This is a genomic window from Thiohalocapsa sp. (genome assembly GCF_019695415.1).
In the GTDB taxonomy this organism is placed as follows: domain Bacteria; phylum Pseudomonadota; class Gammaproteobacteria; order Chromatiales; family Chromatiaceae; genus Thiohalocapsa.
The window spans coordinates 1-11437 of sequence record NZ_JAIFKJ010000410.1 but is presented as its reverse complement, the minus strand read 5'-3'; the positions used below and the strand labels follow the sequence as shown (position 1 = coordinate 11437).

The 11437-nt window shown below is 68.8% G+C and carries 13 protein-coding genes; 3 read left to right on the top strand and 10 right to left on the bottom strand.

The window, feature by feature from the left end; all coding sequences use genetic code 11:
* The 10 genes from I6U14_RS11745 to I6U14_RS11700 all read right to left on the bottom strand — a co-directional run.
* Positions 1 to 381: Rieske (2Fe-2S) protein (locus tag I6U14_RS11745; RefSeq protein ID WP_296899538.1), on the bottom strand; the 381-nt coding region annotated here is incomplete at its 3' end.
* Positions 378 to 1439, bottom strand: a complete 1062-nt coding sequence (locus I6U14_RS11740) for a hypothetical protein (RefSeq protein WP_296899536.1) — start codon at positions 1437 to 1439, stop codon at positions 378 to 380. The genes I6U14_RS11745 and I6U14_RS11740, both read right to left, overlap by 4 nt.
* A 34-nt stretch (positions 1440 to 1473) precedes the next feature.
* On the bottom strand, positions 1474 to 2469 hold the full coding sequence (locus I6U14_RS11735) for a DMT family transporter (protein ID WP_296899534.1): 996 nt from the start codon (positions 2467 to 2469) through the stop codon (positions 1474 to 1476).
* On the bottom strand, positions 2466 to 3281 hold the full coding sequence (locus tag I6U14_RS11730) for a hypothetical protein (protein WP_296899532.1): 816 nt from the start codon (positions 3279 to 3281) through the stop codon (positions 2466 to 2468). Before I6U14_RS11730 ends, I6U14_RS11735 begins: the two co-directional genes overlap by 4 nt.
* Complete coding sequence (locus tag I6U14_RS11725) at positions 3278 to 4330, bottom strand: Rieske 2Fe-2S domain-containing protein (RefSeq protein ID WP_296899531.1); 1053 nt, start codon at positions 4328 to 4330, stop codon at positions 3278 to 3280. Before I6U14_RS11725 ends, I6U14_RS11730 begins: the two co-directional genes overlap by 4 nt.
* Positions 4331 to 4333: 3 nt before the next feature.
* A complete protein-coding gene (locus I6U14_RS11720; protein ID WP_296899530.1) occupies positions 4334 to 4852 on the bottom strand; it encodes a hypothetical protein in 519 nt (172 codons plus the stop codon).
* Positions 4849 to 5142 (bottom strand): hypothetical protein, encoded by a 294-nt coding sequence (locus I6U14_RS11715; protein ID WP_296899527.1) that lies wholly within the window; start codon positions 5140 to 5142, stop codon positions 4849 to 4851. Before I6U14_RS11715 ends, I6U14_RS11720 begins: the two co-directional genes overlap by 4 nt.
* Positions 5139 to 5978: a cysteine dioxygenase family protein gene (locus tag I6U14_RS11710; protein ID WP_296899526.1), complete on the bottom strand. Its 840-nt coding sequence runs from the start codon at positions 5976 to 5978 to the stop codon at positions 5139 to 5141. Before I6U14_RS11710 ends, I6U14_RS11715 begins: the two co-directional genes overlap by 4 nt.
* Before the next feature lie 85 nt (positions 5979 to 6063).
* On the bottom strand, positions 6064 to 6648 hold the full coding sequence (locus I6U14_RS11705; protein ID WP_296899524.1) for a GNAT family N-acetyltransferase: 585 nt from the start codon (positions 6646 to 6648) through the stop codon (positions 6064 to 6066).
* A gap of 9 nt (positions 6649 to 6657) precedes the next feature.
* Positions 6658 to 7212 carry a hypothetical protein gene (locus I6U14_RS11700; RefSeq protein WP_296899522.1) on the bottom strand — a complete coding sequence of 185 codons (555 nt, stop codon included), beginning with the start codon at positions 7210 to 7212 and terminating at the stop codon, positions 6658 to 6660.
* 464 nt (positions 7213 to 7676) lie between these two features.
* Here I6U14_RS11700 and I6U14_RS11695 point away from each other — a divergent pair, with 464 nt between their 5' ends.
* The 3 genes from I6U14_RS11695 to I6U14_RS11685 all read left to right on the top strand — a co-directional run bounded on the left by I6U14_RS11695 (position 7677) and on the right by I6U14_RS11685 (position 10983).
* The gene (locus I6U14_RS11695) at positions 7677 to 9626 is read left to right on the top strand and encodes a sigma 54-interacting transcriptional regulator (protein ID WP_296899520.1); all 1950 of its coding nucleotides are present in this window, start codon (positions 7677 to 7679) and stop codon (positions 9624 to 9626) included.
* A gap of 394 nt (positions 9627 to 10020) precedes the next feature.
* Entirely contained in the window at positions 10021 to 10350 is a 330-nt protein-coding gene (locus I6U14_RS11690) for an EF-hand domain-containing protein (protein WP_296899518.1), read from the top strand.
* Positions 10351 to 10524: 174 nt separating this feature from the next.
* Entirely contained in the window at positions 10525 to 10983 is a 459-nt protein-coding gene (locus I6U14_RS11685; protein WP_296899517.1) for a YHS domain-containing (seleno)protein, read from the top strand.
* The last annotated feature ends 454 nt before the right edge of the window (positions 10984 to 11437 follow it).

The following is an 11437-nucleotide window of genomic DNA, read 5'->3' as shown; positions in this document are numbered from 1 at the left end:
GAGGTAGGCGTCGCGGTCGTAGGCCTGCGGGTTGTCCCGCTCCCAGGCGGCGATCTCGTCGGCGTCCACCCAGACCTGGTCTTCCTCCACCCAGGCGGTGAAGCTGGCGAGCCGCTCCTCCGGGTTGTAGGCGCTCACACCGGTGCGATAGCGATAGTCCCAGTTGTGCACACCGCAGATCAGGTCGTCGCCCTGCACATGGCCGTCGGACAAGAGCGCGCCGCGGTGCAGACAGCGGCCGTACAGCACGGAGACGCCCGCTTCACCTGGTTCGACAGGCTCCGGCCAGCGGATCACCACGAGGTCCACGTTGGCCACCAGCGCATAGGCCGGCTTGGCGGGCTCCAGGTCCGCCCAGCGGGCGACAGCGGTCTTAGTCATCGAGGGGTCTCCAGAGTCGTTTGGGGTTGCGTCGCCAGCAGCGGCTCCTGCGGCCGGCGCGGGTGCGCTGCGAAGCGCTCGAGCCAGGCGACGAAGCGGTCGGTGACGCCCGAGACGCCGAGGTATTCCAGCCGGAACAGTCCACCGATGTTACCGGCATTGATCTCACTGATACGCCAGCGGCCTTCGTCGTCGCGCAGCAGGTCGTAGCCGAGCAGGTTGACGCCCACCGCCAGGTAAGGCCGGCTGGTCTGCGCGACCAGCGCACGGTCGGCGTCACTCACGACGTCCAGCTCGCAGCGCCCACCGCGGCTCACGTTCTGCACCCAATGGCCGTCCGCGGCCCGGCGCAGATAGGCACCGTAGGGCTCGCCGCCCACTACGACGATGCGCTTGTCCCCCTCGCAGACCCGCGACAGGTAGCGGGCGAGCAGCAGGGGCTCGCGGCGGCCCTGGGTCAGGTGCCGGAAGAGGCAGTCGAAGTCGGGCCACCCCCGGCGACCCTCGACGATGTTGTCCGAATCGATGCAGCCTTCGGACGCCTGGCTGAGCCGGAAGACCTCCCGCCCGCCGCAGCTGTTCGGACGCTTGGCGACCACGGTGCGATGGGCGCGGAAGAAGGCGGCGGCCGCCGCAGGGTCCGCGGTCAGCAGCATCGGCGGCAGGTGATCCGCCGCGGCCCGCAGCAGGAAGGCCGGGTCCAGGTGCCGCTGGATGCCGGCCGGGTCGTTGACGAAGCGCAGCCGGTCCGACAGCGCCCCGAGCCGGTCGTAGAGTCCTTGTGGGAAGGGCTTCAGGGTCCGGTCGAAGGCGAGGTCGAAGTGCTCCGGGGGCAGCGCCACCGTCGGTCGTGAAGGCAGCGTCCGGAATTCGTCCGGCAGGAAGCCGAGCGGGACCTGCGTCACCTCGATCCGGTCGGTCGCGGCCAGCACGGCGGCGGTCTCGGCGTGGTAGAGCTCCACGTCCGGATGCGCCGCGAGTCGGGCGTAGCTGAGCGGCACATCCGTCACCGAGCTGGCATAGCGCGCGGGGTTGGCGATGCAGAGCAGGCGCAGCATGTGTTTCCTCGCTGGGGTTGTGGCGCAAGCGCGCTCAGGACGCCGCCACGCTCTGCTCGGCGCTGTCGGACTGCCCCTTGGGCGTGCGCTTGCCGAGGCTCGACACGACGATGCCGGCGGTGATGACGCCGAGCGCCGTGAGCTGGACCCAGGAAGGGCGCTCGCCATTGATCAGAAACGCAAAACCCACCGCCAGCGCCGGCGTCATGACGGTCCAGCGGGCGACGCTCGCGGGTGTCAGCTGGGCGACACTCCGATACCAGAGCAGCTGGGCGGCGACGATGACCACCAGTCCGTAGACGACCATGATCCCCCACAGCGGGCCGTAGAAGGCCTCGGCGAAGTGCTCGGGGCCGAAGAAGACGCTCGCGATTACGAAGAAGACGATGGCGGATAGAAAATTGCGCACGAACATCAGGGCGCCGAGGCCGGTCTGCGGCATCAGGCGCTTGCCCATGATGGTCACCGCCGCATAGACCAGGCCGGACGCCAGGATCAACAGGTCGCCGAGCGCGACACTGAAGCCGCTGCCCGCGAGCACCGTCGCCACGACGCCGACGGCGATGAGCCCGAAGCCGAGCCATTCCGAGCGGGTGACCGCGAAACCCAAGAACAGCGCGCCGGCGATGACGTAGAACACCGGCCCGAGCCGGGCCAGCAGCACCACATTGGTGACACTGGTCGTCTCCAGCGCCGTGAAGATCAACGACGACAGCAACGCCGCCAGCGCGCCGAAGGCGAGCGCCTCCCACCAGAGCCGCGTTCCCATGGCGCGCAGGTCGCGGTACAGCCGGCGTGGCCCGAAGCTCGCGAGTACCACGGCGGAAGCGCAGAGGTTGCCGACGAAGAGCACGTTGCAGAAGGAGACGGCATCCTCGATCTGGCCGCCCAGCGCCGCCGCAGTGGTCACCAGCAGCGCCACCACCGGCGTTGCCAGCGACTGGAGCACGCGGCTCGCGACCACCATGCCCTGCGGCGGCACCAGGTCGAGCGCGCTGCCCAGCCCTTTGGCAACCGAAGGCGTGCTCACAGCCGCCGGAACCCCGCCGGGTCCGCCTTCAGGATCAGCATGTCGCCGCGGCGCTCCACCTGGCCCTCGATCTCCAGCGGCTCGGCGACATAGTCGAGCACCGCGTCGAACAGCGCGTGGCCCTCGGTGTCGGCGAGCAACAGCGGCAGGCTGTTGCCCTCGCGGTCCACCGTCAGAAACAGCGCCGGCACGCCGCCCGCGATGCAGCGCACCGCGCACATACGGTGCACCTTGGTGTTGCCGGGGCGCATGGTGCCGTAGTGGCATTTGCTGTCGATGATCTCGCCGCGCAGCCTGTGGGTGCCGAGGTCTTCCACCCGCGCGGCGGCGTAGGAGCCGGGCAGGGCGCCTTCGGGCGCAGCGTCCGGGGTGTCTCTCTTCGCCTCGATCGCCTCCGCGGAGCGCACGGAGATCAGCGTCTGGCCGTCGCCGTAGATGAGCGAGCCCATGACCCGCACCCGCTTGCCGTCCAGGGCCTCGACGTCGATCCGCGGCGCCGACTTGCCGCGGCCCACCAACAGCAGCCGGGAGAAGGCATCCGAGCCGGTCTCGCCCGGGCGCACCATCAACAGATGCGGCGCTGGCAAGGCGCTCAGCGTGCCCTCGAAGGCGCGGATGTCGCGGAAGTCGCTGCGGTTGCTCCCGTACGGGTTGTGCAGGCTCGGCATCGCCAGCGCCAGCAGTGCGGAGCCGAGCAGCAGGATTGCGACCATCGGCAGCATGAACCGGCGCAGCGCCGCGGGCATATGCTTCTGGTAGCCGACATAGAACGGCGCTTCGTCCGGTTTGCTCGCTTGCGGGTTACGATTCACGCGTCACCTCCGGTCTGGTCGGCATCGATCCTTGCCGGCTCCACGCGGGTGCCGGCCGGCAGGGGGGTTGGGTCCAGCAGCACCCGGCCGCGGGACACCCGGACGCGGAACGTCGGCACCCGCTCTGTAAACGGCGGCGGCGATTGTCCGTTGGCCGGGTCGTACTGGAAGCCGTGCCAGGGGCAGGTGACCAGACCGTCGATGATGCGGCCCTCGCCGAGGGGGCCGTTCTGATGCTGGCAGGTGTTGGAGACCGCCGACAGCTTGCCGTCGTAGCGGAAGATGGCCACCCGCTCGCCGCTGGCCGTGACCATGGTCGCCCGGTTGTTCGGGATCTCATCGACGGCACAGACGTCGATCCAGCCGCTCTCTGCCGCAGCGGCCTCGCGATCCAGCCGCCGATCCTTCCACCCTGCCAACAGGTGCAGGCCGACGACCCAGAACGCCGCCGCCGAGACGGCGATGACCGGCGCCACCCCAGTATTGGTCTGTAAGGCGCCGAGCACGACATGCCCGACGATCAGCGCGTAGGCCAAATAGACGCTCATGTGCAGGGCCTTCCAGATCGGCGCGGTCAGGTTGGCGAGCCAGAAGTCGTGACTGGTGGCGGCCATCAGCAGCATGATCAGCCAGGCGCCGACGCCGAGCCACTCGAACGGGAAGGCGAAGAAGCTCTCCCAGCGGGTGTTGCTGAGGAACAGGCTGACGATGGGCTCCACGTTGCCGAAGGCGTGGTACCAGCCGAGCACCAGCCAGCCGTGGTACCCGGCGACGGCGCAGGTCACCACGCCCAGGTGGCGGCGGTTGTAGAGCAGCGGCAGGAAGCGCCGATCCAGCCGGCACAGCGGGCCGATGGAGAGGATCAGCGTCATCAGGATGAAGGCCGCGGAGCCCCAGGCGCGGATCTCCAGGTTCTTGAGGTCGGTATTCGGGTCAAAGAGTGGCGTGATCTCCAGGAGGATCACGAGGTACAGGGCGATGCCCGCGAGCATGATCGCGTCGTAGATCAGCTTCTGGCGGTTCCACTGGACGGAGCGGTAGGCGGCCATCGGTTACTCCTGCGCCGGTGCGGAGGGCAGCGTGATGAGGCCGGCGGCGAGCCCGGCGATGGGGAGGTCGGCGAGCATCTCGCCGTAGCCCAGGCTGTAGATGAGCAGGTGGCCGCTGTCGGCCCCGTCCGGGAGCTGCAACAGCCGTCGCGAGCGACCCGACAGGGTGCCGATCAGGTGCGCCTGGCGCAGGCGTGTGGCGATGTCCTCCTGCGCATAGCTCGGCCGATCCTCGGCCCAGTAGACCAGCAGGTCCGGCTTGGCGATGATCTCGATCGGGCGGATGCTGACCGCATCGCCTCCGGCAGTGGCGGCGAGGGCGAAGCGCAGCCCGTCGATCCCGATCTCGACCTCCTGGCCGACGGCGGCGGGCGCAAAGCCGCTGGCGCGGAACAGCATCTCGTCATCGGTGATCGGCGGTACCTCCGGCCGCAGGCCGATCCCGGCCAGCAACAACGCCACGATGCCGAGCGCCAGCACCGGAAACACAGCGCGGTGCACGATGCGATGGGCACGGGTCATTGGGCAGCCTCCCCGGTCTCGGCGATGTCGGCTGCCGAGCGCCCGCAGCGACGATGGGCGGTGCACTCGGTCGGGCGTTCACGGCCGCGAACCCAGCGGCTGAACAGCAGCGGCCACAGCAGCGTCAGACTCGGCAGTATGACCAGCCGAAAGCCGAGCGAGCTGGTGCGTACCGCCGGGTCGATCCGCGGCCCGAGCACGGTGACGAAGGCCAGTGCGAACAGGGCCCCCAGGGCCAGGTAGACCTGGCCGATGCCGAGCAGCGTGCGGACGATCTGTTCCGGGCTCATGACGCCGCCTCCAGCTCTATGCCGGTGGCCCATCCGGTGCGCTGGCTGGCCCCCCAGCCGGCCGACGCCTCGGCCTCCAGCCGGGTGATGGCAACCCGCAGCAGGCGCGCGCGGCGATGCAGCGCCAGGTTCGTGGCCCGCGCCGCCAGCATCCGCTCCACGCGGCCCAGCATCAGCCGGTGGTGTAGCAGCCGGGTCTCGGCATCGGCGGCGGGGCCGGGCTCGCGACGGGCGATCTCGCGCTCCGGCAGGCAGTGGAAGACGCCGCCGTCGGTGCGCTGGATGCGGTCCTCGAACAGATCGAAGACCCGCGCGCTGCCAGTGATGGCCGCATCCGGCTCAGCGCGCCCATAAAGATGCAGCGAGAACAGCGGACGGTGACCTGAATTGCCCATCAGGTGGATCAGCTCGGCGTCCACCTCGTAGACATCGCCGCAGCGGGTCTGCATCCGCTCGCGGATGGATAGGGCGCCGTCGGTGAGGTCGAAGACGATGTGGTCCGCGGCACCGAAGTAGCGCACCGCACCCCACTCGGCGCGGCCGTGGTCGTGGATGGCGCTGTAGTCGCCGGGCGCCCAGGACATCAGCATCAGCTCGAAGCGCGGGCCGCGGCCGATGAGCTTGCGACCATAGCTGTCGGCGGCCGGGTGGCGCAGGTCCTGCCAGCGGGTCAGGTCCGCCGGCGTGAGCCGTGCGGCGCGCAGCAGCGCGGCGGCGCGGGCCGGGGTGAGGTCGCCGGCGCGCTCGACGGCGTGCAGCAGGTCGGCCACCGGCGGCGGCAGCGGCAGGCCGGCGCAGGTCCGGAAGGGCAGGGCGGTGTGCGGTGCGCGTTGCATGATTGCGGTTCCCGTGGCGGTTCTCTGAAGGGTTGGAAGTCGGTTAAGCGCCGGGCCGCGGCCCGTCGCGGTGGGTCTTGTGGCCTCAGTCGCCCGCGTCGGGCTCGATCAGGTATTGCATGATCGCGACGTCGTGCCAGACGCCGTCGATCAGGCCGATGCGGCGCTGCAGGCCCGCGTCCTCGAAGCCGAAGCGGCGGTGGAAGGCGATGCTCTCGGTGTTGATGGCCAGGATCTTCGCAACGACGTGCCGATATCCGAGCGCTCTGGCCTGTCGCAGCAGCTCCGCCTGGATGGCCGTGCCGAATCCCTGGCCCTGGTGGCGCTCGTGTACGTACACCGAGGTCTCGCAGGCAACGTGATAGCCGGGCCGGTCGCTGTAGCGCTTGACGATGCCCCAGCCGCAAAGCTGGTCGTTCCGGCCCGCCGGGGTCGCCACCACCAGCACTTCGCGCAACGTCAGCGCGTGCAAGAGGTCGAGATAGCGGCCTGCGCTCGTCGGCTGGGTGTCCATGGTGCTGTGGCGGGCGCGGATGGCCTGGTTGTAGATCTCGGCGATGGCGGCGCAGTCGTCGGCCTTGGCCCGGCGCACCTGGTGAGGGGGCTGCCGAAGCTCACCCGCCCGGGTCGTGTCTGGTGCGATCATCGATGTTGTGTTGCGATCGTTCATGCCGTCACCTCAGGCCGTGCGCGCCTGGCGCAGCGTGGCTTGGCGTGGTGCCGGGCGCGTCTGTCCTGCCGGCTGCACGAGCGCTGGCACAACCACGACGACCAGCCAGGCGATGGCGAAGAAGCCGAGGTGATTCCACAGCGGCAGACCGAGCTTGAAATAGACCGGCGCCAACTCCGCAGGCCAGCCCTGCCCGGAGAGCAGGCTCACCGCCACCGAGATAGCCGGGTTGGCGAGCCAGGTGGTGAGCCAGCCGACGATGACGGCCACCACCAGACCTGCCGGCAATCGCGGGCCGGAGTCCCGCGGGAAGCCGGGCAAGGCGATCAGGAACGCGTAGACCTTGACGTAGGCCACCGCGATGGCGATGTGCAGAGTCCAGCCGATGACGGAGGCGGCGTTGTCGGGGTATCCGCCGGCCTCGACGATCTTGCGCCCGAGGATGTCGGCGATGTCGCTGCGGCCGGCCAGCACCGGCACCCAGGCAAACACCAAGGCGCCGATGATGGCGGCGGAGAGGAAATAGGGCGTCAGTTGCAGAAAGCGGTTCAGCGTGTCTTTCATCGTCTTGTGCTCCGGCCCTGCGGCGGCAGCGGTTCGGTTGCAGTTGCGTGGTTGGGTGCGTCTTCTCCCGCTGCCCGAGACCCGGCGGCGCAGGCAATCTTTTCAGGCATCGCGCGATTGCGTTGCACTGCACCCGGCACAGATTGTGCCTGCGCTCAGTGCGGATCTTGCCCGGGATGAAGCACAGATCATGCCCACAGCCAGCCCGTCGCGAAAATGGCGACGAATCAGTCGTGTAGACTGTTCGGTTGCCGGGGCCCACGACGGCTCGCGACCACGGCATGCCGCGGACCCACGGCATCTCGCGGCGGCACGGGCATCGGATTTGGGAGCCAGAGGAAGGTGGATCAGCGAAGCGCATCCACCTCAGAGCGGAACAGGCCCAGGAGATTCGAGAGAGCTGGCACCCGCCAAGTGCCCTGTCTTTGCGATCGCGCGTGACCCCACGCGCAGAGGAGCAGTCCATGAATGCGTCGTTGCAGGCAGACCCGGACCGGTTGCTGCAGAAGGTCGTCGCCGGCACCGCCGGCGACATCGGAGAGGGCTTCTTCCGCGCCCTGGTGAAGCACCTGGGCGAGGCCCTCGGGGTGCGCTACGCCTTCGTTGCCGTCTTCCCCGGCGCGCCGGACTGCGTGCAGAAGGACCGGGTGCAGACCCTGGCCTGGTGGTCTCGCGACGGCTACCTGGACAACATCGAGTATCCCATCGCCGGCAGCCCCTGCGAGCTGGTGCTGGCAGGCGAGACGCGCCTCTTCTGCGACAACGTGGCGGCGCTGTTTCCCGCCGAGGAGGAGGAACTGCGTGCGCTCGGCGCCGTCAGCTACCTGGCGATGCCGCTGTTCGACACCCGCGGTGAGGTCATGGGCCACCTCGCGGTCATCGACGACAAGCCCATGCAGGAGCGCCCGGGCGACCTGTCGCTCCTGCGGGTCTTCGGCGCGCGCACAGCAGCGGAGCTGGAGCGGCGCGCCATGGACGAGTCGCTGCGGCGCAGTGAGGCCCGGCTCAAATCGATCCTCGAGTCCACACACGATGCCATCGTCGTCGTCGATGGCGCCGGACAGGTGACCCTGTGCAATCCGGCTGCCGAGGCCCTGTTCGCCCGCAAGGCGGACATCATGCTCGGCGCCCCGCTGGATAGGCTGCTGACGACACCCTTTACGCAGCTCAAGCAGGGCTGTTTCGGCCACTCGGCCGCCGCGGGCGGTCGCCCGGCGAGTCTGTGGGCGCCCCAGGGCATCCAGGCACGACGCGCGTCAGGCGAGGCCTTTCCCGTGGAGCTCACCATCTCGCCGTCCACGCCCGTGGCCGATGACGGCCAGCCGCAGTTGTTCACCCTGATCCTCCGCGACCTCGCCAGCCGCGAGGCCGCGGACCGCGAGCTGAAGCGCCTGCGCCTGACGGCGTCCTACCTGCGTGCGGAGGTGGAGCAGGCGTTCGACCTCGACGGCATGGTCACCCGTGCGCCGCGGATGCAGAAGGTGCTGGCCAACGTGCAGCGCGTGGCGCCCACCGACAGCACCGTGCTGCTGACCGGCGAGACCGGCGTCGGTAAGGAGCTGATGGCTCGCGCCATCCACCGGCAGAGCCGCCGTGCCGACAAGCCGCTCATCAAGATCAACTGCGCGGCGCTGCCGGCGGAGCTCATCGAAAGCGAGCTCTTCGGCCACGAGGCGGGGGCCTTCACCGGCGCGGTGTCCAAGCGCATCGGCCGCTTCGAGCTGGCCGATGGCGGCACGCTGTTCCTGGACGAGGTGGGCGAGCTCACCGCGGCGGCCCAGGCCAAGCTCCTGCGGGTGCTGCAGGAGCAGGAGTTCGAGCGGGTGGGCGGCAGCCGCAGCATCCGCGTGGACGTGCGCGTCGTCGCTGCCACCAACCGCGACCTCGGCGCCATGGCCACCGCCGGTGAGTTTCGCGGTGACCTCTACTACCGGCTCAACGTCTTCCCGGTGCGCATCCCGCCGCTGCGCGAGCGCCGCGAGGACATCCCGCCCCTGGCCCGGCACTTCCTGGCGCGCAACGCCCGCGACCTGGGCCGGGCGCTCACCGACCTGACGCCCGACTCCATGGACCGGCTCCTGGGCTATCCCTGGCCCGGCAACGTGCGCGAGCTGCAGAACGTCATCGAGCGCGCCGCCATCCTCGCCGACGGCCCCCTGGTCTCGATTCAGGATGTGCTGGAGCCGGCGCGGCAGACTGCGATGCCAGCGGCTCCGGCGACGCCGGAGGAAACCACGACGCAGGCGGTCGCAGCACCGCTCGCGGCAATGGATGCCGAGCGCGCCCACCTCCAAGCCGTGCTGGAGCAGACCGACTGGACCATCGAGGGCGAGCAGGGTGCCGCACGGCTCCTGCAGCTGGCCCCCAGCACGCTGCGCTCGCGCATGAAAAAGCTCGGTATTCGGCGCAGCTGATCCGCGATTGAGGTTGACCCTGCCGGCGTTGCTCGCTTGTCGTCCGCCGTCGCGCGTCGGCTCCGATCAGCGAATCCTCCAGCGATTGCCCCGCCGAGCTGAACGCCGGCAAGCGTCCGGGCCAATACCCCGCGACATCTCGTGGCTCTACTCCACGACATCTCGCGGAAAGGCGATAGGGCGTGGCAGGAGTGGTTTGCCTTGTTCACCGGGCGATGACCTGAAACCCATTCATAAACAGAGGCATAGAGCGGCCCTGACTATGTGGCATGCATTCTGCTTCCACTCTGGGCGCGGCGATCGAGCCATTGCGGCAATCCCGGCAACGCGGAGCACCGTCCGGCCGCCGCTGTTTCAGACCCATGATCAACACCCATTCCTGGAGACTCGACTTATGAAGACGATGATCAGCGCGATTGCGATGCTCGTAGCCCTGGGCGCCACGGGCACAGTCCACGCCCAGAGCAAGGGCTTCGGCGAAGGCGGCCCGAACCAGTACATCTGGGCCAAGGTGCAGATGGACCGCCGCCAGATGGCGATGGAGGCGATGGACAAGAACAAGGACGGGATGATCGACAAGGATGAATTCATGGCCTTCACCGAAATGTCGGCGGGCAAGAGCTACACGATGATCGACATGGACAACGACGGCATGATCTCCGAACGGGAGTTCATGAACACAAACCTCTACCCCTACGCCAGCTTCTACGGCGATTTCCGCTGAGCTACCCGGGCCGGGGGAGGTTCATCCCCCGGCCTCACTGCGACGCCCTGACGGCTGCGCCTTCGGCTGGCCGTTCCGCAGCACCCCTCGCGGTGCCTCGCGGCCGAGTGCGACTGCTAGGTTGCCGCAGCGGCTCGACTGGTCTCTGCCCATGATCCAACGAGGTGAATGCGAATGCGTTCTCAAGCATTGCTGTCGTTGAAGCTTCTCGCTGCCACGCTCCTGCTCACCACTGCCGTCGCAGCAACCGGCGACCCAGTGTTCGTCGAGGACGGCGCGGCCATTCGCGGCTACGACCCGGTGGCCTATTTCGACCGAGATGGGCCGGTGAAGGGCCAGCCGAATCTTACGGCGGAGCACGACGGTGCCACCTGGTGGTTCGCGACCGCCGCCAATCGCGACGCGTTCGTGACTGACCCGGAACGCTACGCGCCTGCCTACGGCGGCTACTGCGCCTACGCCGCGTCGCGTGGCTACAAGGCGTCCACCGACCCAAGGGCCTGGACCATCGTCGGCGATCGACTCTTTCTCAACTTCTCGCTCAGCGTCCGGGAAACCTGGCTGAAGGACCGGGACAACAACATCCGGAAGGCGGACCGCAACTGGCCGACCTTGCGCAACGAGCCTCGTTGACCCCGCGACGCCCCGGTCCCGCACCCTGGGATGAGCCGCGCCCACGGGGCAGCCGCGCGGCAGGGTCTGCGCTGCGGGCCATCTGCGGTCTTTGACTCGCGCGCGCGGAATATTTCGAGCTCGCCGGATCCACGATCAGTGCCTGTCGCGATGGATTGACGACTAGATCCATGCCCGCTGTACATGCAGCGGGACCGATCCTGCGCATGGACTTGATCGTAACGCCGGCCGGTCGCTCGCCTGGTGGCAGCGGTGTCCCCGTCGCGACCGGGCACCCGCGGCGCCGAGGACGGCGCTCCCACAGCGGAGGCAGGACGATGTCAGGCTTTGTCTCTTGCCTGGTCCGGTACTGGACGACTGCATGATTGGCGAAATGTAAGACCTGCGACCCCGTTGTTTTGGATCGCGATGCGAGGCCGCTAACCCCAGGGATCTAGCCCGCCGAGGACGCCGG